We start from the raw sequence: 22,979 nt of genomic DNA on the forward strand, positions 1-22,979 counted from the left end.
GTCCGGTTGTGTGTACCGAAAACTTAAACGCGGGCGTAGTGGTGATGAAGTCCGCCCAGGATGGCGCGTGAACTGATCACACCGGTTCGCTGAACCGGGCGAGAAACCGGCGCATCCTTGTTCAAGGATCGATGCGTTCTGATGCCATTATAATAGTCGGCGTAGGATTTCAGGACCCGACGCAAATTCATCTCGCCCAAGACAATGATGTGGTCCACACATTCACGCCGGATCGATCCGATCAGCCGTTCGACAAAGCCATTCTGCCAAGGTGAAGCCGGTGCAACAGGCTTGTCCCGAATACCCATGGCACGCAGCCGGCGTGTGACCACCGCACCGTAGATGCAATCCCGGTCCCGGATCATGTAGCGCGGAGCCTCACTCCAGGGGAATGCCTCCGTTATTTGACGCGCGACCCATTCGGCGGTTGGATGTGCCGTGACGTTGATCCAGACAAGATCTCTCCGGTCCAGCCGAACGATGACGAAAGCATAGAGCAGGTCGAAGCTAACGGTCGGGACAACAAACAAGTCCATCGCGGCGACGTCTGGCGCATGATTGTGCAAGAAGGTTCGCCATCCCTGGCTGGGTGGCACCCGCCGTTTGACCATGTACTTGGCGACGCTCGACTGCGCTACCTCAAACCCGAGCTTGAGCAGTTCGCCGTGGATGCGTGGCGCACCCCAAAGCGGATTTTCGACGCTCATCTGCCGGATCAGTGTGCGCAGCTCTGTCTCGACTGGTGGTCGCCCTCCCCGTGGGCGCGACTTCCAACGCCAGTAGCAGCGGAATCCGGCTCTGTGCCAACGCACCAGCGTCTCAGGCCGGATGATTGTGAGAACCTTCAGGATTGCCGGAAACCGGCGATACAGCTGGACAAAGAACCAGCGGTCAAGGTTTGTGAGCCGAACGCGACCACGCCGCCTGCGCCTCAAGACAATCAACTGATGTCGAAGCACCGCATTCTCGGCTTCAAGCCGCAACTTCGACCTGAATGGCGAGGCCAAGACGGCCAGAGCGAAGCAGAACAGCCCGATCATCATGCCAGCTTAGGCGATTCCAAGGCGGCATCACACTCGGATGAGGTTTTCGGTACACACAGGTTGGTCTCGGGGACGATCCGGACGTTCCTGGCCTCGAGCGAGAGGGTCACGATCTCGCCATTGAATTCGTTGTTTCCGGTCTTCTTGAAGGTGCCGATGGTCGCCATTGTCGTTCTCCTTGATCTCTGTTTTCCGAGCCCGCACCTTGCGGCCTCGATGGTGATCGACAGGCCGGAGGCGATCGACGGCGCACCCCGCAGGGGCTCGACGGCAAAGGAGGAACTTTCTTGTCTCGCGCGAGGAATGACGGCGCAGCCGGCAGGGGAAGAAAGTTGTGACGCCGCTGTTGCGCCTTAGGCGATCGAGGCTTCAGCCGGCCTTCGGCCAGATCAATCCATCAAAGAGGCCGTTCGGTGCGCCTCGGCCTGACAGAGCTGATATCGGGGAGAACGTGGCGATTCGGCACCGAGAGTCCGGCGAGTGAGTTCGATGGTGGCAGGCGCCCTCTCCTGTCAGCAGCGGACGGATTTGGCGTTCGTGATCGCGCCTCGGCGGGACGGCCCGTTCACGTTTGTTGTCGGCCATATCCTTGAGAGGACACCGCTTGGTCCATGCCTCCATGATGACATGACGAAGCTGGCCCTCGCGACGATCGCTCGAGCTTCGTCAGCCAGATCGGCTTCATTCGACTCGACGATGAGGACCGCGTGCATTCCGGATATTTGATCCAGTCCCGCCCTCAATGTGACGCTACAGTGACCGCTAGCGTTACCCGGCAGGTCCGGGCGCGGTCATTCCAGTGATGCGGATGAATGTCGTGATGCTGACGGCGATGGCACCCACGACAGCAAATATCGTCTGCCAGATCGGTGCAGGCATCGCGATTAGCGCGATTCCATGCGTGGCGCTGTAACCGGCGACAGTGGCGGGCGCGACATAGAGGACGACGATCAGCATTCGAAGCCAGGTCCACGGCACATAGGCGAGCGCAAGCTGGCCGATGCCGAAGGTCGCGCCGCCTGCGACGAGACCCACGGCGACGCCGCCGAGCACACCGGCACCGGTATGAAAAGCCCAGACGCTGGTCGTGAGGCCGACAAAAAACGGGAGCGCAAAGACAGCTAGGGTGAACAGCAGCCAGCAAAAGAAGCCAATGCCGGTGATGACGAGCAGTGGTCCGAAGATGATCATGGCGGTGGGCTCCGTGAGATAGAGGTCTGACGGTCGCGCCTTCCACCACCACCACGGCGCGTGCACGAGTATAGCGGAGACGACTGTGAGCGCGAGCGGAAATCCCGCGGGACTTCCACCGCCCGGCCTCCGCGATGCTCGGTTGCTTCATCGTTGGAACGGGTCGAATTCGTGCTTATGCGCAGGTGGGGATAACCACGACCACAGGAGACGGCAGAAATTGGCCAATTCGATCAGGTCGCACGCCAGAATAATCTATCTGCAAGAGTGATGGTTGAGAGAACAAATTGTTAGTGGGTCGCCGACAGCCGCTCCCACAGTTTGCAGCTTTTGGATGATCCGGCGTGTCGGCGCAGGCCCTGATGCTGCCATGTACCAATGCAACTGCTGCTAGCTCCCCTGGAGAGATTGTTATGGCAGAATCCCCTCACATCGTCCTCACGCCGTTCTTCCGCCCTCGCGATGAGGACGCTGATGAGCAACAGATGTACGTGGCAGGATTCGTCGATGAGAAGGACGAGGCGTGGGGTACGCTGATCCCACTGGAGGCGGAGATGGTTGAGCAAGCCGTTATGAGGCACCAGACATTCGGCGTTTGGTGCAACTCCGACGGCCGTATCCAGCCGCAGCCCGATAGCGACGGGCTGTTTGAACACCTTCTCGAGAAAGGCCAATTGAAGGAGACGCCTCTCGACGAACTGGTTGCCGAGGCTATCGAAGAAGGCAGGAATGAACCCAATGATGAGATTCTCGACATGTTCGAGACTCTGCACGAACGGCTGGTGCGCGCCACGAGCGCAGTCGCTGACGAGATTGAGCGGCGCAGGCGATGAAATGCAGGCGCGAGAGCGCTGAGTGAAGAGAATCTCGGCTGCGTTTGATACCTGGCCGAGCGAAGGTATTCCCACCATCGAGGACCAGGAAAGACGGCTTCAATCCTCATCAGATTGATCACGCGTCGTGACGGCTCGCGCCGGCTTCACTTGGATCGAGCGTCAGCCCCAACTGATGGGGGTATACGGAACTCGACGGCGCTTCAGTTCTTCCTCAAGGCGCAGCGCTTCTCGTTTCGCAGTCTCGCCCAGCAGACGATGTTTGCTGCCTAGGCGCAGATCGGCCGCAACTTGCTGCCGAATATTTTCGTAGAGTTTAAGGACGCTCGCATCACTTAAATCCTGGATGGCCATCGACATCTTCTCAAAGACATTCACGCAATAAAATGGAGCCGCAGATGAGATCCACGGCTCCCCGGGAAATAGCTCAATAAGACGCAATGTAGTCCAGCCCCGGCGCCGACCTCAGAGTGCCTCGTTCATTGAGATTTGTGGAGCGTCAATGGCGGTTACGTTTGCGAAAACAATATTAACGTTGCTTCTTCACCACACCAGTCTCAGCCGCTACACAGTCTGCCCGGACGCTCTCAGACCGTCTTGGACGGCCGAGTTGCTGTCTTTCGGTTCGGCTTCGCTGTTGAGTCGTTCGTGCATTTCCTTGCTGGCCTTGAAGTGCGGAAGGCGCTTCTCGTCGACCCGCACGAGCGCACCTGTGCGCGGATTCCTGCTGATGCGAGCCTGCCGTTGCTTGGCAGAGAACACTCCGAATCCACGAAGCTCAACCCGATCACCGCGCGCGAGCGCAGAGACGATCTCGTCCAGGATTGCATTGACAATGTTCTCGACGTCACGCTGATAAAGGCGCGGATTTCGGCCGGCGATACGCTCAACGAGTTCGGACCTGATCATTGACACTGGCGTCCACAGAATTTGTGGGTGACCATTTCTCGGAAGCGCTAGCGCCTGTCAAGCCGCAGCAGGCGTCACGACAACCAGAAATCGCCGAACGCAAGCGGGCTGAAGATGACCGAGCACTCGGGTTGGTCATCGTCCGGTAGCGCTAACATTCGTATCTGCCCGTCGCCCGCAACCGCTTCAACTCGAATGGCTGATCGAGAGCGACATCGACCTCGCCTTCTACGCACGCCCTGCACGCATCGTCGTTACCGGCGATCGGCGACTGACTGTGTCCAATCACCAATTTAAGCAGTCCGCCGCCTTGCCGCGTTAGCGATTGAAGCCGAATGGCGGAAACACGGCAACGCCGTGGTTCCGGCGCAGCCGAAAGCGCGGCCCGCAGGGCAACGCACAGGCATCGACGATCACCGGAGTAAAGAAGAACGCCAACGATCTATGAGAATTGTCCTGATATTGTCTTATGGAGGAATTGCGATTCTTGACGGTCCCTGACTTCCCGCCAGCCTCTGCGGCACCGAAGTCGTCACGATCATTCGAGCCTCAACAGGTAACGAGGATAGCAGGTATGGGAGAGATCAATATCCCCCGCGATCAGCAAGATGCTCTCGCGGCGATCGATACCAACGAGCTGGACAGGCTTATCGACCAATCGGTCGACAGGGAGCAATTGGATCTGCATCGCCTCCCTCTCAGGAGCTGCGGACCCTACATTGCGAGAAAGCTCCATTACTTCGAACAGGCGTTGACGGAACACCGCCAGGCCAAGGCCCCCGGAAAGCGCGCAAGAACAGCAGACGCCCTCCGACGCGCCGGTCATGACCTATCCTTCGCGGTCGACGCTATGAAGCGCCGAATGGAAACGGAACAAAAGGAAGGGCAGCTCTTCTACGTCGATGACCGGATCATGCCGCCTTACCATTTCGATAAGCGCCTGAGCGTCCGAGTAAGCTATCGGTGGCGCCGGACTGTTGATGACGAGTGGACGCTCGGCAGCATAATCTTCGTCCATGACGTGGATCTACGTCCCGACTATACGATCCCCGTCCCCAAGCGGAAGCCGAGCGCTGCCAAACAGGAGCAGGATCGACAGACCAAGCTGTATCAAACGTGGGAGCACCTGATGAGAGGAGCGCTCTACTCAGTGAGGGATTATTTCAGGGAAGGTGGTAACGGAGACACGATCCCAAAAACATTCCAGGCAACGGTCGATTCCCATACCCGCGACCTGAACAATTACAGCACTCAGTTCTGGCGCCAGCAACGTTGAATTCTTCCGTCTATCCGGAGGATTGAAGGTAGAAGATGGCGGCGCCTAAGCGCCGCCCGTGCCAAATCGCCAGACCGGGATGCCGAGCTTCTTGGCTTTGTCGGCGAGGTTGTCCTGGATCCCGGTGCCCGGGAAGTGCATCACGCCGATCGGCAGCACGTCGAGCATCGCATCGTTGCGCTTGAACGGCGCGGCCTTGTTGTGCTTGGTCCAGTCGGGCTTGAAGGCGATCTGCGGGACCTTGCGATTATCTGCCCATTTGGCGGCGATCAGTTCGGCACCCTTCGGCGATCCGCCGTGTAGCAGAACCATGTCCGGATGCTTGGCGTGGACTTGGTCGAGTTTGTTCCAGATCAGCCGGTGATCGTTGAAGTCAAGGCCGCCTGTCAGCGCCACCTTCGGGCCTGCGGGCAAGAGCACCTGGTTGTCGACGCGCTTTTTCGCTGCCAGGAAGTCGCGGCTGTCGATCATCGCTGCCGTGAGATGACGGTGATTGACCTTCGATCCGTTCCGCGGACGCCACGCTGAATGGGTGTGGCGCTCGAAGTGCTCACCGGCCTGGTCGCGCATCAGCTCGAAGGCGCTGCGTCGCTCGATCAGCGTTTGGCCCTCTGCTGTCAGGCGCTCCAGCTCGACGGATTTGACCTCGCTGCCGTCCTGCTCCCGCTGCGAGCGCTGCTGCGCCAGCTCGTTGTCGTCGAGCTCGCGCTCGATCCTGTCGATCGCACGATGGAAGACGTTCACCGTTGACCAGAGCAGGTCGTCGAGATCGGGCTCGAGACGGGTATCGGACAGTGCCACCACGAGGGCGTCGAAGACATCGGAGATGCTGCCGGCGAGGATTTGTGCTTCGGGAAGCGGCCGAGGATCGGGCTCATCGTGGAAGGGACGGTGGCCATAGAGCTGGAGCTCCTGCAGGACGTGGTCGGTCGGGGATGAGCTTTGCTCCGGTTCGAAATCATCATCGTGGTCGGTGGTCATTGCGGCTTTCCTTCGCCGGATCGACCGCGCCCATCGCGGCCTTCATGGCGACGAAAGCGGCGGGCGGAACGGACTTGCACCCGCAGCGGAGCGAAGGGCCGAAGCAGAGCGGAGGACCGAAGGGGGCCGACTATTTTGTCTGGCGATGTAAAGGCGGCTCCGCCGCCGACGGAAAATAGTCGGCCCCCGAGGTTGCCGGTCCGGGCCGCTTGCCGCCCGATCGCCCTCTTAAGAAGGCCGTGGGAGCGGTCCTCTCCGGCGCCGAGGGAAACAGGACCGCCCGCCTGGGGATAATGAAGCGGCAGCGCGGCCTTTCCCCGTTCCGGCTATGCCGCCAGCTCCATGAACCGGGCGGCATCCTGCGCCGCGATCTGCACCCGGCTCGCGGACCGAAGCGCGTCGATCCCGAGAAGGTGGAGATCCTCGTTGAAGTCGCCAAACCGTGGCGAGATCACGATCGCCTCGATCCCGGCCACCTGCGCCCGGTCGATCAACGTGGCCATCGCGCTGTCGCCCGCGGGATCGTCGTCGCGGGCGATGTAGAGCCGGCGAAGCGTGTCCGGGAACAGGATTGCGGCGAGATGCGCTGCCGAGAGCGCCGCGACCATTGGCATGCTGGGCAGAACGCACCGAAGCGACAACATCGTCTCGATACCCTCGCCGGCCGCCATCACCTCGCCCGCCACGCCAAATCGAACTGCGTGACCGAGAAGGTCGCCCATGGCCCGTCTCGGCGTATCGATCGGCGCCTTGCCGAACGTCGTCTCGTTGAAGCCATCCGGGTCGAGCCAGGTGCGATGCGCCCCGGTCAGGTGGCCCGAAAGATCGGTGACGGCGGCGATCATCGCCGGCCAGGTCTCGGTTGGGCTATGGTCATCAGGTCGATAGTAGCACCCCGGATGAAAGCGGAGGCTTCCGATTCCGTGCAAAGCCGCAATGCCGCGGTTACGGAGATACGCTTCCACGAGTGTGCGTTCGATCGGCTGCGACATGGCGAAGAGCCGACGTGCTGCCTCCGGCGAACCAGATGGTGCGCCGGGCTGTCGCGATTCGGTGCGATCGGGCTCAGGCTCGGGATGGGGCAGGCTGAGGAAGGAGCGCGCCTCGTCGGCGACGTCCTTGAACTTGACCAGGCCGCAACTCTCGCGGATCACATCGAGCAAATCGCCGTGCTCGCCTGATTGTGCGTCCCGCCATTTTCCCGCTGGCCCCCTCACCGACTCTTTGAGCCGCACGAACATTGAGCGGCCAGGCGTGTTGCGGGCGTCGCCTACGAGCCAATAGCTACCTTGGCGTCGGCCAGCAGAGAGGTAGCGACGGCACACGGCCTCAGCCTGCTGACCAAGGCGTTGCGCGAGATCGTGCGAGCTATTCGCCATGATCGTCCTCGAAAAGAAAAGGCCCGCCGTCGCCAGCGGGCCTTGTTGCTCTCGACAGCTTATTCGGCCGCCATGATCTGCTCACCGGCGTCGTTATTGTGAGTAGCCGGCTCTTCTTCGTCTTCCAGTTTGTTTTCGCTGGACTTCTCTGGAGTTTCCTCGATCGCAGATTCGGGTGTTTGCTCCTCTCCGGCGGTTTGGCCCGGCGTGCGCAGCGGTTCGGGCAGCCAGGCCGTGTCGGCGAGGAGCGTCTCCGCTTCGGCCGCCATGTCGCCTTTCTTCATATGCTCGATGCGATCGGCGGCGCGCTGGCCTTTCGCCTGTGCTACCGCCTGCAGGATGCGAGCCTTCGTCACCCGACCGAGGAAATTGTCGACAGTCGGCTTCCATCCGGCTGCCGCCATGTCGAGATCGACCGCCTGCGCAACACGATCGGCATGGGCAAACGCCCGTGGCCGGCGATTCCACGGCTCGTACACGGCATTGACCGAGAGGCTGACAATGTGGGCGAACAGGCCTGCCTGACTGTCACCGTCCCATTCCTGGAGCGCGTCCCAGAGGCCGGCCGACTCCTTCGGAAGGACCTTCGCCCAGCTCTCGTGCCGAGCGCGGATGGCCTCGGCCGATGCGCTGTCGTTCAACCCTGGTGCCTGCGAGCCGAAGCTGACGCTCTTCAAGTCAAGCTTGAGACAGCTATCCGAGCCATAGCGATAGAAGGTCTTGAGCGTAAGGACATGCAAGGCCGCGAGGAAGGCGACGTCCGGCCGCTCGCCCAGCGCGTGGCGAAGGCCGAGCGTGCGGTGCGAGGTCAGTTCGGTCATCAGCCGGTCGGAGATAGGCGAAAGGCCCTCGTCCTCGTCCGGCTCGCCAGCAGGCACGGCCGCCACGACGGCCTCGCCGCCGTCGTTGGTTGCGGCCACCGCTCGTTCGGCTTCACCGTCGGCAGGATGGGGCTCTGGCTCCGCCGGCAGCTCGTCCTCGGGCCGGACGTAGCCGCGCTCGACACGAAGCTGGCCGTTGGCATCGATGCTGACGAACGCGCCAGCGCGCGCGATTTCTTCCGGGTCGAACACGACGGGACGGTTCTCGAAGCCCTCCAGTGCCGTTTCCAACTCCGACAGGCGTTCGTCGACTTTGCTGGGCAGTTCGTCGGCGTCGGCGTATTCCTCGGATAGCCGATTGAACTCCGCCTGCAACGCGTCGCGGGTCGTCTCCTCCTCCGCCGTGAGCGCGACGGCCTCGCCGCGAAGCTGGCGCAGACCGAACACATGGCCGTAGGCAAAGTCCGGCGCGACCTCGATCCATTTCCAGTTTTCTGCGGCGATCGTTTGGGCCTCCGTCTTTAGCTTGTCGGCCACCATCTGCTCGATGAGCGCGACGTCCTGCAACCAGCCGCCATCGTCACCCTGGAACAGGTCGCGCAACACCGTACCGCCGGCCGCGACGTAAGCGTCCACTCCGATGAACTGCGCCCGCTTATCCGAGGCGCGCACGGCGCCCTCGGTCAGCATCCGTCGGATGACGTAGGGCTGCTTCTCGTGGGACGCCTTCAGCCGCTCAAACACCTGCTCCTGAAGTTCGTGGTCACCGGAAACGGTGAAGGCCATGACCTGGTCTAGGCTCAATCCATCCTCGGAGTAGACGTCGAGCAGCGCCGGCGAGACCGATGCCAGCTTCAGGCGCTGCTTCACCACATTGACGGAAACGAAGAAGGCGGCGGCGATCTCCTCCTCAGATTGCCCCTTCTGGCGGAGCGCCAGGAAGCTTCGGAATTGGTCGAGGGCATGAAGCGGTGCACGCTGGACGTTTTCGGCGAGCGAGTCCTCTTCGGCGATACCGCTGTCGCGTATCACACAGGGCACGGGCGCGGTCTTGGCGAGACGCTTCTGCTTCACGAGCAGCTCGAGCGCGCGATAGCGCCGCCCACCGGCCGGGATTTCGAACATGCCGGTCGCAGCTCCATCGGCGTCAAGGACGGCTCGCACGCTGAGGCCTTGCAGCAGGCCGCGGCGGGCGATGTCTTCGGCCAGTTCCTCGATCGAGACGTTGGCCTTGACGCGCCGGACGTTCGACTGGCTGAGCACGAGCTTGTTAAAGGGAATGTCGCGCGAGGGCGAGAGAGTGATCTTCTGAACAGCGGTCGCCATAGGAAATACTCCGTAACGAGCGCCGAGAGCCTTTCTCTCGGCCTGAACTCGTCACGAAGCGCAGCGCCGCCCTCTACCTCTCAAGGGCAGCGCCGCGAAGTCGGCAATCAGGAAAGACGGAAAGGCACGAAGCCGGAGACACGCCGTTCCGCGTCTCCGGCTTTCCGGGAGTCAGGCTGCCCGGTCGAGCAGCTTCTTCGCACGCGCCTCCAGGTCAAGCCGTGCGTCCTGATGGGTCTTGTCCCGCGCGACCGCAGTGATGCCTTGCACGAAATCGAATACGCTCTCGGGCTTGCGGCCTTCCTCGGTCAGCACCGTCTCGATGATCTTCGCCGTCTCGGTCTTGGAGAAGCCGCGCTTGCGCAGGAAGTCACTGCGGTCCTCATCGGTCCGGGCGACGATCCGCTCCCGCGCCGCCTTGATGCCGTTGACGAACGGGACGGCTGAGGAGTTGGCGAATCGGGTCAGCGCCGGCGCCGCTTCGTGCGCGAAGCGCGAGGCGGCGTATTTGGAGTGGCGGATGGTAATCTCCTCGAAATCCTCCACGCCCCACAAATTCCGATTCTGGCAAACGGCACGGAGATAGAAGCTCGCCATGCCGAGCGTCTTGGCACCCACCTCCGAATTCCAGCAGTAGAATCCGCGAAAATAGAGGTCGGGTGAACCGTCGGCCAATCGGCCGGCCTCGATCGGGTTGAGGTCGTCGACCAGGAAGAGGAAGACGTCGCGGTCGGACGCGTAGAGCGTCGTCGTATCCTTGGTGATGTCAACATGCGGATGATAAACACCAGTTGTCCAATCGAGTACGCCCGGGGTCTTCCAGCGCGTCTCGCCAGTGCCATTGCCGGCGATACGCTGAACGGCCGCCACGAGTTCATGATCAAAGATCCGCCCGTATTCGGGCCCCGTAACTGCGCGAAGCTCGACGCGACCATCTTCGATCTCCAGCGTCTTGACCTGCTCGCCTCGATGCGAGCTGAGGCCAAATTGGAGGTTGATGCCAGCGAGCGGCGCTGGAAGCTGACGGAGGTAGGCCGCCGGCGCTCCAACCAAACTGGCAAGCTGGCCGAAGCTCCAGTGGGTCGGTGCGATCGGCATGTCGGCACCAGGTAGGATCAGCGCCAGACGCTCCGCATCATCGCGGCTTGCCTGCACCCGGATCGCCGCGCTTTCCACAGTTCGGGTACGGCTACGTTCGGTCCGTCCGTGCACGGCGGCGTGGAGATCGGACAGGGATAGGTAGCGCTCGTCTGCCGGGCGCGAGAACCACTCCGACGACACGCGGCCGACTCGCTGGCCGCGGCTCACGTCCACCTTGTAACCGCCGACACGCTCGCGGGCGGCATCCAGAACTTCCACATGGGTCATAGCGGCTCTCCATGACGGGTGCCGGAGGCCTGTCCTCCAGTCTTCAACCCATCACGGCGAAGCCGATCCGTCCTCTCACTCTAAAAGGGGGACATGAGAGAAGGGGGCGGCCGAGCCCTGGGGTTGGCCGCAGGGGGAAGAGGCGCCCCCCTTAGGGCTGGATTTCTGGAACCTACATCCGGTCCGGCCAGCGCCAGGCATAAACAACGACTTGCCGTCGCACGTGAAACTATAGTAACTCTGTCACTGTGACAGAGTGATAGGACGATCGTGAACCAGTCAACCGCAGTCAGGCGGATCGCGCAGGAACTCAACGACGGCGAAGCCAGTGGCCGCAGTGCCCGGCTCGCGAGGTTGACGAGCTCGAGCATGGCCACAGTCCGATCTTGGGGCGCGGCTGGAACGAGCGAAGGGCGGAAACGAGCGATGAGCCCGACGGCTCGAAGGCTGCTTTTCCTCCTGCTTGCGCTTCACCGATCCGGTCACGACCTGGATCGGTTGCGCACCGAGGCACGGCGCCTGGAGAACGAGTTTCTGGAAGAGGACGATGATGACTAGGAGGGGAAGCGCAGGCGTCGAACCGGTTGGGCTGGAGGCACCATCCGAGCGCGGTTTTTTGCGGGTGACCGCCTTTGTCGTCGCGCTCGAGAACTATCGGAAGCCATCGAACGGGGACCCCTTGCCGTCCGTGGACTTCGCTCATGCCGACGCTGACGCATTTGCCGACATCATCAAAAGAAACTATGCCGGTTTGGACGGCGATGACGTGTCGGTGCATGTGCTCAAAGATGCTGATGCCAGCCTGACAGCCTTGCGGGACGAGCTGAAGTACACGATCAAGAATCTCGCTGCGGACGAGCTCTTCATCTTTTATTACGCCGGACATGGGTTTCATGGTGCAGGCGGCAATCGTCTCAGCACTTACGACACCAACCGCACCAACATCGAGGATACGTCGCTGTCGATGCGCGACGATCTTCTTGAGCCGCTCATGGACAGTGAGTGTCGTCAAGCGCTCGTGTTCGTAGATGCCTGCGCGGAAAAGTTTAGTGGAGTGGTCAAGTCACGCGACGTCATTTCCAATCTCGATGCGAGTGAAGTCCGGGAATTTCTCGACAGTGCCTGGTACCTTGGCGTCTTCCTGTCATGCTCGCCGGGTGAAAAGTCCTATCCCTCGACGACGCTGAAGCACGGGGTTTGGACACACTTCTTGCTAGAAGCGCTCGAAGGTCGGGCGCCGGCTGCCTTAACCCGCGAGCGCTGGCTGACCGACTTCGGATTGCGCGATCATCTCCGCCAGGAAGTGCCACGGTACATCACACGCGAGATGCAGGTGCGTGGCAGCCAGACGCCTCAAGCCATTCTTTCGGGCAGCAATAGCTTCCGGATACATCACATTCCGAAACCGCCAGCAGTGCCGGCCGACGCGGCTTTGGCGGGCATCTCGCTGCGGAACAACAGCGAATTCTTGGAGGGGACGGAGACGGGCGAAATACGCTGCCTTCCCGGGTTTTCGCGCGCGAAAAAACATACCGTGCCCACCGAAGCAAGCGATTCTGCGGAAGCGTGGTGTCAGCGTCTGCTCTCTGACCGCGTGGCGGAGGAGTTGCAAGAGCTCTACGAAGCGGCGCGCAGTGCGCTCAACGCGCGGCGGAAGGACGTCCGAAAGGCCGACGACACCGGTGGCGGCGACCTGGATACGGCAGCATTTCGTTACTCGATCGAGACGGGCCAGAACCCCGATGATCCGGCGGAGTATATCATCCGACGTCGACTAGAGCTCCGTGATGGCTGGGATGCGCATCGTGCGGCCATCGATGAGATTTTTGGGAACGAGTTCGATCGCTTGGTAGTCGAATTCGAACGGATGGACGACACCTTCGACGCCTTGGTCGAGAAGTTGGAAGATATCCAGGAAAGCCAAGGTGGCGAGGTGCATGACGATGATCGATCAGAACGAGCGACATACGAAAGAGATGGCGTGACCTTCACGTTCGACCTGAAGCAACGCCGTCTGGAAATCTCTTTCGGTCGATCAGGGACGCTTGAACTTGTCGACGCGGCACAGAAGTTCCAATTCGGCACCAGTCGGGCGAGTCCGATGCTGGCGGCGCCGACCAGCCAAGCCGTGCCCACGCCCGTGCGCCGCGAGCTTCGGCGGCGGTGAAATCCGCCTTATCCGGTCGTCGGGTTGATCTTGTGCAGCGTCCATAGCCGCTCAAAGAAGCGTTCGATCATGTCCGAGGCGCCGGCGCCGACCAACTCATTGGATCCGAACCGGTAGATTTCATAGCCGGCCAGTCGTAGCTCACGATCGGCCGAGACCATCTCGGCATAGGCTACCAATGACGGCTCTCCCTCGCGGCTGAAATGCTGGGCGCCATCGACCTCGATGACCACGCGCTGATTGTTCGGAAGAAGCTGAAGAAAATCCATTCGCTGACGTCGGAGCCCGGCGCGGTGGCGAAGAAGCTTTACGACGGCCGGGTCGTAGTGGAGATAGACCTGCGGGATGATGGCAGGGAGTGCGTCTTTGAGCTTCGGGCGGTAGAGCCTGAAATACGTGTCGAACAAATAGCGCTCCGCATCGGACGCGAGTGACGCGCGCAAGCGCAGACCAAGTGTCCGTGCGGCGTCACCGGGATCGACACCTGGCCTTGCGCGCCACCAATCAACGAGTTCGCTCCACAGGAGGCCGTCACGCTTGAGCGGACGGTCGTAGACGAGGCAGCTCGAAGCGTTGGACAAAATGACGATGTCATTGTTAATCGCGTCGGCAAAGCCGATCTCGGGCTTGGGGCCGTTCGAGGCGAAGATGAGGTTTTTTGGGCTCCCCGTCGGCCCACGGCTCAAAGGTTGAAGACGGTATATGGGGTAACCAGATTCTTCGGCTTCGATGTTTAGTATGTAGCCATCCCGTCTCAGCACGCGGTTGATCGCCTCGGCCAAATCGATCTGTTCTGGGCCGCGGCGACCGAGCGGGTGCAATGCGGCCTCGAGGAGGTGGCCGAATCTGTCGCGCGAACAGGTCAAGGCGCCGATCTGCTGGAACAAGTATTCGACATCCCAGTCGCCGGGGTTGCGCACCATGTGCTGCTCGATCTCGCGCGCAAGGCTTCGGCCGGAAAAGAATTCGGCAGCCAGGTTCTGAATCGGGAAAAGCCGTCCAACAAGTGCTACAGGATCCTGCTGCCCGCAAAGATCATCCCCAAAGCATTTGGCGACGTCGCGGCGCGTGATCTCGGTTATGGGGGCGCTGTCGCTTTCCAACACCGCAAGGCCCGTCTCCTCCAGGTCATAGTCGCCGAGATGAACGCCGAGCCGGCGGGCGATTTCGCCAAGTTCTCGTGGACTCTTTCCTGCAAGTGCCTCACGTGCACGGTCGCGTTTGCTGACGCCTTCCTGGTGGGGCGGAATCGTCAGCCCGGCGCTGAGACCGAGTGAAGGCATCTGAGCGTTGGTCGCACGCTGTTGAATGATCGAGGCGAGGCGTTCGGCGAGATCCGCAGGAACGCTCATATCGCGATCTCCGGCACGCCGGCGTCGGTCAGAAGCTGAAAGAGTTCCGCAACACGCTGACGTTGCCCGCGCTCGCGGCAGAAGGCGAAGATCGCCCTTTGCTTGGCGCGGGAGAGTGCGACGAAGAATGTGGCGAGCCCCTCCGGATTTCCTGGTCGATGCGCCCACCACGCTTGGTCATCGAGCCCGACGAAGACGATGGTGTCGTATTCGAGCCCCTTGCTTTTGTGGACGGTCATGAGCGGAACCTGTCCGATGCCTTCGAAGGCGTCGAGCGTCTCCGTCCATGTCGCGGCCCCATCCACGGACGCGGCTAAATGGCGCCTGAAGGCGTCGACCATGATCGCGAGAAGGTCGCCGGTCGAATACTCGATATAGGTTCGGGCTATCGCGAGGAGATCGAGGAAGGCAAAGGTCCGATCTATGAATATGGCTGCACTGGCTGCTGACGGCGCGGTGTTGGCCATATCAGCGCGCAGCGCGGTGACGAACGTGGTGAGTTGTTCCTCCGTTCTGGCTTCGGCGATATCGTTGTCGGCTACGACTGCGCGGATTTCGAGAAGAGCCGCCGACGACACCTGCCAAGCGTCGGCGGCGCGCCGGGTCGAGCCAAGGCGAAGTAGCGCGATAGCGATCTTAGCGAAGGTATCGGTTAGGAGGTCCTGCAGGGTCGTGCGGCCGAGCGCGTGACTTTCGTTGCGCAGGCGAAGTCCTTCCTGAGCGAAAGCGCCGGCTAGGTCGGCTTCGAAGTCGTCGGACTTCTGCTTGACCAGAATGGCGTAATCGCGTGGCGCACGGCCACGCGCGGCCATATCGTTTGCCAGCCATTTGGCGAGATGTTCGGCCTCGCGCGCCTTTGTCGGGCTATTCCAAACCTGCGCGACATCGCCGTCGACCTGGCGCAGGGCCTGAGCGACCGTCGCGACCGCGTTGGGATCTAACGCCCTGGCGACGACATGTTGAATGCGCACGAGATCCGGCGAAGATCTGAAATTGAAGAGCAGCGGGATGCGAATGGCCCCGAAGTCGGCCTCGAACCGCTCGAAGGCGTCGGCCCGCGCGCCAGCCCATGTCATGATGCGCTGCTTGTCGTCGCCGACCGCAGTGACCGCGATATCGCCCCCGGCAAACGCCGACAACAGAAAATCGTATTGTGCGTAGGTCGTATCCTGGAACTCGTCGACAAAGACGAAGGGGTAGGTGAGCTGCAGAGCTCGCCGAATGTGAGGGCCGGCACGCAGCAGCAGTTCGGCAAGACGGTTGAGGCTGACGAATGTCAGACTCGACCGCGGCTGAGCGCCAAGCTGGCCCGCCCACCATCGCTGGATGGTGCGCTGGATGCCCGACTGCGGCGCCGCGCGGACGATCGGCAGGCGATAGGCCCCGACGTGGTGAGACTCGAAGTCGCCCGCGCCCAGTCCCGCGACGTCGGCTCTCCAGTCGGTTGGCGCGCCCAGAAGCTCTTGCTGAAGGAAGCCCGTCACCTCACGATAGGTCGGGAATCCAATGTTATAAGGGCGGGTAGGCCTCCAGTCCGCAGGAATCGCCGGCTGGAATCGATCGACCAAGCTCTTGGTAAAGGCGTCGAACGTCAACGAGGTGAAGCGGTTTGCGAGCTCAGGCGGGCAGCGCTTCCGCACGCGGGCGGCGAGATTGTCGGCAGCGTCGCTTTTGAACGAGATCGCCAGCACGCGGAATGGAGCGGGACATAGGCCAGTCTCGAGAAGATAGGCCGCGCGCTGCGCGAGAAATTCCGTCTTGCCGGCGCCGGGCCCCGCGACGACGCAGGTCGAGCCGGGTTGGCGCAAAGCGCGCCAAGCGGCGGGTTCGAGATCGCCGATCCCCCTTGGTCGCCAGTCCTCTGGTCGAACGAGTTTCATACTCAGGTGGCCGGCGGGGCTGGCGCCAGGCGCGCCACGATCGATGCAAGTAGCGCCCGGAGTTCTTCGGGCGCGCCCGCCGTCAGTACTTCGGACGTTTGGCCGCTGAGGACACGAACATGCGTGCTGGGCTTGCCTCGACCGAGGAACAGATAGCGATACCAACGCAGCAGCTGGTCTTGCGCTGCGCCATAGAGGTCGCCGCGCCCAGCTTCGCCGAGAACCGCCGTTCGGGGATCGCCTTGCGCTGAGGGCCCATGGCGGCCTGGCTCGAGCACCTGATAGGCGACCGGGAACGCCTGCAACATGGAATAGTCGAGGTCGAGGGGTGTGCAGTAGAAGACGTGGAATTGGCGCAGCCAATTCGTCCATTGGGTCATCAATGCTGTGTTGTCGGCCGAGAGGCCGTCAAACATCGCGAGGTTAGCTGCCGGACCGGCGGGGTTGAGATGCTGTCCGAACAGCGCCTGGGGCGCGACCCCGACTTCCAGAAGCTGGGCGCAGGCCGTCTTGATGCGGCCCCATCCGCCTCCGTCGCGGCCCCAATCGAGATCGAGCAGCGTTGCGTAGGGGATGTCGAGATCGGTCAGGAGGCGCCACAGATGATTCACGTGACGGCCGCCGAGCGGAACGACAGCGACGAAGGAACGGTCGATGTCGAGGCCCATCGCTTCGGCCAGGCGCGGCAGCACGACTTCCTCGGAGGCGCCCTCGCCTAGAACCGCGAAGCGCGCAAAATAGAGTTCCGGATAGGTCCGAACTGCCTCACGAACGAATTTCGACGCTTCCTCTTGACCTAGAGGAAGGCGGATGGCGCGGATATGGGCGGTTCGGTCGGCCGGGTTGAGCCTGAAATGGCGAACCTGGGACGGATCGACACGGGCGAGAATGCTTGCCGAGTGGCTCGAAATGATCGCCTGCGCGCGCGGCCCGGCTGTCAGGTTTTCGATCTGGCGCACGATGCGGGAGAGATAGAACGGAGCAAGGTTGTTCTCGGGCTCCTCCACGGCGATCAGCGTGAGCGCAGGGAGCGGAACGCCCCCGGGCTGGAAGCCTGGTCCGGCTGGGTTCGCGGCTATGTTGGCTTCGACGTCCAAGGTGGCGGCGGTCATTGCCAGATGGAATAGCGAACGCTGACCGTCGCTAAGATCGTCAAGCGCGCGCTCACGTCCAGCCTCGTCTGGCCGGAAGACGACCTCGACTTTGCGGATGAACTCTTGGAAGCGCAGGTCGATCGGACGGAAGATTGGCGTTGTGTCCGTGCCCGCCGTATGAACCTCCTGCCATCGGCGAGCGACGGCGCCGACGACGATCTCGACAGCAGGCTCGGCCGCGAACGCGCCGTTAAGGGTGGCGCCGGTATCGGCAAAGGTCTGCCTCACGCCCTGCGACCAATTGATCGCGCGCCAAAGCCGACCTCGAAGGAAGGCAGTGACCTGGGACGCGCCGTCTCGCGAGGCAGGCACGTAGATCATTTGGATGCGAGCGCGGTCGATCGGCTTCAACTCGATACAGTCGACTTCTGCAAAGGCGCCGAATGCCCGAACGGCCCAATATTTCTGCTCGATCGTCCCTTCAAGCGAGCCGTCGTCGGTCCAGGTCGCCTCGAGGCGCAGACGACATTTCAGTCGGCCGGCATCATCGGCCGCCATCTGGTGGAAGAATTCAGGAATGGCGCTGGCGTTGGGTCCGCCTGCGTCTAACTCGGGAAAAGCCAGTATTGCTTCTAATATCAACGTGCGCTGCGCCGGTGCCACTGGTTCTGCGGCCGGAACGTGGAAGTCCTGCCGGCGGAGGCGGCGCTGTTCGCCGGTTATCCCGAATAGGCGCTGAAGCGCTTGCAGAACGGCCGTCTTGCCCGCGCCGTTCACGCCGACGAACGTGGTGAGGTCAGGCGTGAGATCGATCGTCATCGCAGCAGGGCCGAAGCATCGGAAATTGGTCAGGCTAAGTTTTTCAATATGCATTCGCGCCATTCCCTAAGAGTTGCGCTCGTTAGCTTCAGTTTTACGGTGGCGCGCTCGCATTATCTGACGGTGCGTTTCCGAACCACGGTTTGGGACACGATCCTCCGATTTACTTTGGCCTTCCACGCGATTTGCGCGGCGGAGAGATTTCGCTTTCGCATCGTTTGCTTCAGGAATGTGTATTCCTTCTCACCGTAGAGGTAGCCCATTCGGTAGGCATGCTCGATGAGATCGTTGTTCGCGTTTGCGGTCAGGTCCTTCGCGATGCGCTTCAGACCGTCGAATAGATTTCCCGTGTCAATCTGGATGAAGCGGTTGATGCAGATATTGCCAACATAGGTCTCGTTGCCGTTGAGGCGATTGCGGATGTAGCAATGTTCCTTGATCTCTTGACCGCAGGGGCACTGATCGAACTCCTCGCTGATCTCGATCGCGACCAGCGACCACTCCGTGCGCGCGATATCGAAGCGTTGAGACACCGAGAGGGACAGGATGTGCGCCCTCAACCTCTCGAAATTATGCCCATCCATTGCGATGCCTCCGCCCTACATTTGGACACGCAGGCGACGCGCGCGTTCACGGAATGCAATTTCGCCTCCTTCGAGAATCTCGCAAACCATGCGGCGGATATTGGGGTTTTCAAGCCCTCCGCTCTGATAAGTGATCTCCGGCAATTGACCCGGTCGATGCGGGCCGCAGGTTGCCACGATGACCTGATCTGCGTCGGTGTTCACGACGAGGTTGGCGTTATGAGTGACGATGATTATCTGCCTGCGCAGTTTGGCGCGACGGAATCGCTCCACGAGTTCGTCGAAGATCGACTTCGGATCGAGGTTCTCTTCAGGCTGGTCGATTATGAGCGGCCGGTCGTCATCCCGATCGATCGCAAGGTAGAGAAGGAGCAGAACAATACCACGCGTGCCGGGCGAGAGCTGTTCGATATCGACGCCTTCGTATTGGACGCCATAGCTGACGGTGATGTGGCTCGTTCCGTATAGCCAACTGGAAATTCGGCCCGCCCATTCGCGATATGCCGAGGCATTGCTGCGCTCGACGGGTGCATGCTCGACCAAGTCGCGCTCGTGAGCTTCACGGAAGCGCGCCATCGCTTCGGCGACCTCGGCGCTTGAGCCTTCTTCCCATGCTGGCTGGAGATCCATTTTCGCTGCGGCCAGCAACGCGCCACGGCCCTTGAACGGACCGGTCTTGCGCAGGTCCAACAACTCCTCGCCCATTTGCGCCCAGGCGGCGACATCGACCGCTCGCCGGACAGTGAAGGAGAGCTTTCCAAGCGCCCCCTCCTCCGCCTCGAGGCGGGCTTTGAGCGGCGCATAGAGCGCAGACAGCTCGCGCTCTTCGTCGATAATGCCGTCGAAAACGGAAGCGTAGCTGTCGCGCCGCGATTGAATGAGGTCCTTGATCCGTTCGTCGGCCTGCTCTGCCGTCTCGATGTCACGATCGAGCTTGGCCAACGCCGCCTCGTCGCGAGAGATTTTTTCGGACAGGCGGGCGAAGGCTTTCGCATTTTCCGTGTCGATGCCGATTAAGGCGCGGAGCCGGGCGACCTCCTTGTTGAGCAAACTGAGCGTGAGGTTGGCGAGCTCTTGTCCGTCCGGAAGCAGCGACGTCGGCGACGGCGGTACCCCGGACGCAACCGTGATTTCTCCCGCGCTTGGTCCGGACAACGTCTTGATGCGCGTGTCAACGGCTTTGATTGCCGTCGACAGGATCACGTCGACATCGCCCGCGAACTCCAGAAGAAACGCTTTCCACTGCTCGGTGCTCAGCCCGGCTTCGGGGTGGGCCTGTTGCAATTGCCGAAGGCGTGCCGGCGCTTTCGTCTTGCGGGTATCGTCCGCCTCGTCTTTGAGCGCCAGAAGTGCTTGGCGACGTCGTTGCGATTGCTCGACTTGAAACCGAACGGACTCCGCGGCCGTGGACACCACATCGAGCCGCTTGGCGCGTTCTTCGCCGCCTTTGCCAATCAGGCTGCTTCGATCGCGCTTGTCCTTGGTTATGGATGCCGCCTTCTCGCTCCGTAGCTTCTTCAACGCGGGCAAACCGGCTTTACGCTCGCGTTCAATATTTAGCTCGGAAGCAGCTTCTGCGAGTGCTTCCTCATGGCTTTGGCGCAGGGCGCGTCCACGTGCTGCGCGAAGGTCAAGCAACTCTCGAAATTCGGTGGTTCCCATCCGATCCTCGTCCGGATGGGCTTGAAAGATGACACGCTCGACCTCAGCTAGAAGTTCATCGGTGACGCCCTCGGCTGAGCAAAGGCTATCAACGAATTGTTGCGAGAGATACTGAACTCGCGGTGAGTCGAGGAAGTCCTCCATCTCGACATGACGAAGCTCGTTCGAGGTCGGATCACCGTCCTCCCATGTTAGGCGCGCCGAGGCTTCACCAAGATGGTCTTTGGCGCGGCGAATGAAGGAGCGCTCGCTGAGATGGGGCGAGAGGGCGTATCCGCCGGCAGCGATGATGTCTGCAAGCGCCGTCTTTCCGGAACCCCGCGCGCCGATGATGCCGACAAGCCCTGCGTTGAGTGGCACGTTGTTTGTGACCAGCCACGTTGCATCCGTCACTTCAACATTGCTGACGACTTGCGAGGGGAGTGCGCCGCGCGGGGACGTCACGCCGATGAAGACGCGCGTCTCCGGCTCTAAGCAGGTCTGACGGAGCGATTCGAAAGCGAGATCGCCCTTGATCCAGCAGTAACGATCATTTTCCACGACGCCGACGCGGTCGGGACCATGCGCGTCGCTTCCGTGCAAGCATGGTTTCCTGCCGTTCCAATCCGAGACGAGCCTTTCGACCGTAACCGCGCCTTGACCGAGCCAGAACGCTCGCTGCTTGGGTTGCGATGAAAAGATGACGTGGGCGGTCCGTTCGATCTCTTTGCGGAGCGTCGCGAGGGATGCGTCGCCTTGGAGTCCTGATGTACCGTCGTTGCTGCCGGCGGCGACCGCGATCAGGACGTTATCCTGGACCCAAGGGTTCTTCTTCCACTCTGCACGCAGCTCGTCAGGGTTGACCTTGAACTGGTTGGCGCCGACAGCGAAGGCCGCGACATCATCGACAACCGTTCTGTCGTGAGCACGGCCGAGGCGGATGAGGTCTGAGCGCTCACAACGGAAGGGTTGGCCGTAGGCGGTGTAGGTCAGAGAGCGGAGGAAACGCCGGATCTGCTCGACGTGCTCGGGATCGTCTGGCGAAACAAGAAGATGGAAGTTGATCGGCGAGCCACTTCCGGTCCCAATGCCGTAACGCAGCTCGACATTGGGGAAGATGAGATCAACCTCGGCGAGGCGTCCCGCTTTTCGGTGCGCGAGCACCTGCTCGTAGACGTCAACGTTATAATAGTCGGTGATACCCAGCGCCCGTATGCGTGGGGAAGACGCTTCGACGGCAGAGAGGAATTTCTCCCAGGCGTCGCTCCCACGGTACTGGTTATTGAGTACGGTGCCCGGGGCGTGGATGTGCGGATCCCACCGATGCCACTTCGAGCCGCCCGGCTCGCGGGTTCCTGTGGGGGCGCCGCTCATTCAACCACCCTAAGTGGGTTGATGATTTCAACGCCCTCAAAGTCCTTTTCGTTGTCGGTGACTACGACGCATCCGTTCGCCTCGGCGATGGCCGCGATGATCGTATCGAGGGCGTTTCGTGGACGGCCGCGCGCCTTGCCGTCTGCCATCAGTCGCGCCCAGACAAGGCCAGCTTTCTCGTCAAACGATAAAACACGGCCCGCAAACAGCGCTTGCGGGCCTTCGACACCGGCGAACCAAGTCTCTAGGCTGCTGCGTTTCTTGCCTTTCGGCTTCTCCAAGATGCCTAGGCGGATTTCAGCGACGGTAAGCGAAGCAATGAAGAGGTCGTCGTCTCTCTGCGCGCCCATCCAGGCCAGTAGCGAGCCGGACGGCTCGGGCTTTATGACATTGCTGATGATATTGGTATCTAGGAGATAGCGCGTCACAGATCGACCTTACGTCCCTCTTCTCGCGGCCGGCTGAGGTCGAGATCCTCACCAACCAGAGGCGAGCGACGCAGCGCGGCGAGAATGCCGCCCGCTTTCGGAGGCTCCCCCGCCACTGCCTGCTGTATGGTTCGGCGAAGCTGCCCAGCTTCCGGACCTTCCTCCGTCAATTTCCGAGCAAGCGACCGAAGCAGATCGCGGTCGGCATCGAGCGCCTGGATTTCGAACCGCGCGATGCCACGCTCTGTCAGGCGGGACCGATAATTCTCGAGGGCTCTCTTCTGCGCGCTGTTGCTCATCGCATGCCTCCATGCTATATCCAGATATATAGCCGCATTGTCCTTAAAGCGCAAGGCTGGTGGAATTGTTATCGGTCCCGGCAAATGAAAATGGCCTCTCCAAGACGCGAGAGGGTGCCACCGTGGTTAGACGCCTCCCTTCCAAGGGCGGTGATCACAAGAATATTATTGCTACGACGACGGGCGATCTGTGCCCCGCGACTACGCCGTCACC

At 61.4% G+C, this 22,979-nt stretch carries 18 protein-coding genes and 1 pseudogene; 3 read left to right on the forward strand and 16 right to left on the reverse strand.

From position 1 onward, the window contains the following. Window positions 1-23 precede the first annotated feature (23 nt). The 3 genes and pseudogenes from QA645_RS32930 to QA645_RS32940 form a co-directional block, all read right to left on the reverse strand. Window positions 24-1,043: an integrase core domain-containing protein gene (locus tag QA645_RS32930; protein WP_283045406.1), complete on the reverse strand. Its 1,020-nt coding sequence runs from the start codon at window positions 1,041-1,043 to the stop codon at window positions 24-26. A 65-nt stretch (window positions 1,044-1,108) separates the two neighbouring features. Beyond that, window positions 1,109-1,210, reverse strand: a pseudogene (locus tag QA645_RS32935) (DUF736 domain-containing protein); the annotation flags it as partial. A 601-nt stretch (window positions 1,211-1,811) separates the two neighbouring features. Beyond that, window positions 1,812-2,234, reverse strand: a complete 423-nt coding sequence (locus tag QA645_RS32940; protein ID WP_283045407.1) for a hypothetical protein — start codon at window positions 2,232-2,234, stop codon at window positions 1,812-1,814. A 413-nt stretch (window positions 2,235-2,647) separates the two neighbouring features. On the opposite strand from QA645_RS32940, the gene QA645_RS32945 reads away from it, so the two are divergent. Next, window positions 2,648-3,067, forward strand: a complete 420-nt coding sequence (locus tag QA645_RS32945; RefSeq protein ID WP_283045408.1) for a hypothetical protein — start codon at window positions 2,648-2,650, stop codon at window positions 3,065-3,067. Window positions 3,068-3,229: 162 nt separating this feature from the next. On the opposite strand, the gene QA645_RS32950 is transcribed toward QA645_RS32945, so the two are convergent. Then, window positions 3,230-3,421, reverse strand: coding sequence for a hypothetical protein (locus QA645_RS32950; protein ID WP_247355708.1), 192 nt, complete (start codon window positions 3,419-3,421; stop codon window positions 3,230-3,232). Window positions 3,422-3,631: 210 nt separating this feature from the next. Continuing rightward, window positions 3,632-3,976 carry an integration host factor subunit beta gene (locus QA645_RS32955; RefSeq protein ID WP_283045409.1) on the reverse strand — a complete coding sequence of 115 codons (345 nt, stop codon included), beginning with the start codon at window positions 3,974-3,976 and terminating at the stop codon, window positions 3,632-3,634. Window positions 3,977-4,550: 574 nt separating this feature from the next. Here QA645_RS32955 and QA645_RS32960 point away from each other — a divergent pair. Further along, window positions 4,551-5,252: a hypothetical protein gene (locus tag QA645_RS32960; protein ID WP_283045410.1), complete on the forward strand. Its 702-nt coding sequence runs from the start codon at window positions 4,551-4,553 to the stop codon at window positions 5,250-5,252. A 45-nt stretch (window positions 5,253-5,297) separates the two neighbouring features. Here QA645_RS32960 and QA645_RS32965 read toward each other — a convergent pair whose 3' ends face one another. From QA645_RS32965 to QA645_RS32980, 4 genes are all read right to left on the reverse strand, one after another. Beyond that, on the reverse strand, window positions 5,298-6,233 hold the full coding sequence (locus tag QA645_RS32965; protein ID WP_283045411.1) for a DUF2493 domain-containing protein: 936 nt from the start codon (window positions 6,231-6,233) through the stop codon (window positions 5,298-5,300). A gap of 326 nt (window positions 6,234-6,559) precedes the next feature. Then, window positions 6,560-7,612 (reverse strand): toprim domain-containing protein, encoded by a 1,053-nt coding sequence (locus tag QA645_RS32970; protein WP_283045412.1) that lies wholly within the window; start codon window positions 7,610-7,612, stop codon window positions 6,560-6,562. A 59-nt stretch (window positions 7,613-7,671) separates the two neighbouring features. Further along, a complete protein-coding gene (locus QA645_RS32975; RefSeq protein ID WP_283045413.1) occupies window positions 7,672-9,759 on the reverse strand; it encodes a ParB/RepB/Spo0J family partition protein in 2,088 nt (695 codons plus the stop codon). A gap of 171 nt (window positions 9,760-9,930) precedes the next feature. Further along, complete coding sequence (locus QA645_RS32980; RefSeq protein WP_283045414.1) at window positions 9,931-11,127, reverse strand: DUF932 domain-containing protein; 1,197 nt, start codon at window positions 11,125-11,127, stop codon at window positions 9,931-9,933. 547 nt (window positions 11,128-11,674) lie between these two features. Between QA645_RS32980 and QA645_RS32985 the strand changes: the two genes are divergently transcribed. Then, on the forward strand, window positions 11,675-13,294 hold the full coding sequence (locus QA645_RS32985) for a caspase family protein (RefSeq protein WP_283045415.1): 1,620 nt from the start codon (window positions 11,675-11,677) through the stop codon (window positions 13,292-13,294). Between the two features lie 8 nt (window positions 13,295-13,302). Here the strand turns inward: QA645_RS32985 and QA645_RS32990 are convergent, their stop codons facing one another. The 7 genes from QA645_RS32990 to QA645_RS33020 are packed head-to-tail and all read right to left on the reverse strand — an operon-like array spanning window position 13,303 to window position 22,765. Further along, window positions 13,303-14,646: a hypothetical protein gene (locus QA645_RS32990; RefSeq protein ID WP_283045416.1), complete on the reverse strand. Its 1,344-nt coding sequence runs from the start codon at window positions 14,644-14,646 to the stop codon at window positions 13,303-13,305. Beyond that, window positions 14,643-16,526 carry an ATP-dependent helicase gene (locus QA645_RS32995; RefSeq protein WP_283045417.1) on the reverse strand — a complete coding sequence of 628 codons (1,884 nt, stop codon included), beginning with the start codon at window positions 16,524-16,526 and terminating at the stop codon, window positions 14,643-14,645. The genes QA645_RS32990 and QA645_RS32995 overlap by 4 nt, the downstream gene beginning before the upstream one ends. Window positions 16,527-16,528: 2 nt before the next feature. Continuing rightward, window positions 16,529-18,493, reverse strand: a complete 1,965-nt coding sequence (locus tag QA645_RS33000; RefSeq protein ID WP_283045418.1) for an AAA family ATPase — start codon at window positions 18,491-18,493, stop codon at window positions 16,529-16,531. A 59-nt stretch (window positions 18,494-18,552) separates the two neighbouring features. Beyond that, the gene (locus tag QA645_RS33005; RefSeq protein ID WP_283045419.1) at window positions 18,553-19,023 is read right to left on the reverse strand and encodes a hypothetical protein; all 471 of its coding nucleotides are present in this window, start codon (window positions 19,021-19,023) and stop codon (window positions 18,553-18,555) included. A gap of 15 nt (window positions 19,024-19,038) precedes the next feature. After that, window positions 19,039-22,038: a TrlF family AAA-like ATPase gene (locus QA645_RS33010; protein ID WP_283045420.1), complete on the reverse strand. Its 3,000-nt coding sequence runs from the start codon at window positions 22,036-22,038 to the stop codon at window positions 19,039-19,041. Further along, window positions 22,035-22,466: a PIN domain-containing protein gene (locus tag QA645_RS33015; RefSeq protein ID WP_283045421.1), complete on the reverse strand. Its 432-nt coding sequence runs from the start codon at window positions 22,464-22,466 to the stop codon at window positions 22,035-22,037. The genes QA645_RS33010 and QA645_RS33015 overlap by 4 nt, the downstream gene beginning before the upstream one ends. Then, a complete protein-coding gene (locus QA645_RS33020) occupies window positions 22,463-22,765 on the reverse strand; it encodes a hypothetical protein (protein ID WP_283045422.1) in 303 nt (100 codons plus the stop codon). The genes QA645_RS33015 and QA645_RS33020 overlap by 4 nt, the downstream gene beginning before the upstream one ends. Window positions 22,766-22,979: the final 214 nt, after the last annotated feature.

Origin of the sequence: Bradyrhizobium sp. CIAT3101, assembly GCF_029714945.1 — a bacterium.
Lineage (GTDB): Bacteria > Pseudomonadota > Alphaproteobacteria > Rhizobiales > Xanthobacteraceae > Bradyrhizobium.

Bases quoted from the DNA above. Each gene is read 5' to 3' on its own strand.
- QA645_RS32930 (WP_283045406.1), bottom strand. From the start codon at position 1,043: ATGATGATCGGGCTGTTCTGCTTCGCTCTGGCCGTCTTGGCCTCGCCA.
- QA645_RS32940 (WP_283045407.1), bottom strand. From the start codon at position 2,234: ATGATCATCTTCGGACCACTGCTCGTCATCACCGGCATTGGCTTCTTT.
- QA645_RS32945 (WP_283045408.1), top strand. From the start codon at position 2,648: ATGGCAGAATCCCCTCACATCGTCCTCACGCCGTTCTTCCGCCCTCGC.
- QA645_RS32950 (WP_247355708.1), bottom strand. From the start codon at position 3,421: ATGGCCATCCAGGATTTAAGTGATGCGAGCGTCCTTAAACTCTACGAA.
- QA645_RS32955 (WP_283045409.1), bottom strand. From the start codon at position 3,976: ATGATCAGGTCCGAACTCGTTGAGCGTATCGCCGGCCGAAATCCGCGC.
- QA645_RS32960 (WP_283045410.1), top strand. From the start codon at position 4,551: ATGGGAGAGATCAATATCCCCCGCGATCAGCAAGATGCTCTCGCGGCG.
- QA645_RS32965 (WP_283045411.1), bottom strand. From the start codon at position 6,233: ATGACCACCGACCACGATGATGATTTCGAACCGGAGCAAAGCTCATCC.
- QA645_RS32970 (WP_283045412.1), bottom strand. From the start codon at position 7,612: ATGGCGAATAGCTCGCACGATCTCGCGCAACGCCTTGGTCAGCAGGCT.
- QA645_RS32975 (WP_283045413.1), bottom strand. From the start codon at position 9,759: ATGGCGACCGCTGTTCAGAAGATCACTCTCTCGCCCTCGCGCGACATT.
- QA645_RS32980 (WP_283045414.1), bottom strand. From the start codon at position 11,127: ATGACCCATGTGGAAGTTCTGGATGCCGCCCGCGAGCGTGTCGGCGGT.
- QA645_RS32985 (WP_283045415.1), top strand. From the start codon at position 11,675: ATGATGACTAGGAGGGGAAGCGCAGGCGTCGAACCGGTTGGGCTGGAG.
- QA645_RS32990 (WP_283045416.1), bottom strand. From the start codon at position 14,646: ATGAGCGTTCCTGCGGATCTCGCCGAACGCCTCGCCTCGATCATTCAA.
- QA645_RS32995 (WP_283045417.1), bottom strand. From the start codon at position 16,526: ATGAAACTCGTTCGACCAGAGGACTGGCGACCAAGGGGGATCGGCGAT.
- QA645_RS33000 (WP_283045418.1), bottom strand. From the start codon at position 18,493: ATGCATATTGAAAAACTTAGCCTGACCAATTTCCGATGCTTCGGCCCT.
- QA645_RS33005 (WP_283045419.1), bottom strand. From the start codon at position 19,023: ATGGATGGGCATAATTTCGAGAGGTTGAGGGCGCACATCCTGTCCCTC.
- QA645_RS33010 (WP_283045420.1), bottom strand. From the start codon at position 22,038: ATGAGCGGCGCCCCCACAGGAACCCGCGAGCCGGGCGGCTCGAAGTGG.
- QA645_RS33020 (WP_283045422.1), bottom strand. From the start codon at position 22,765: ATGAGCAACAGCGCGCAGAAGAGAGCCCTCGAGAATTATCGGTCCCGC.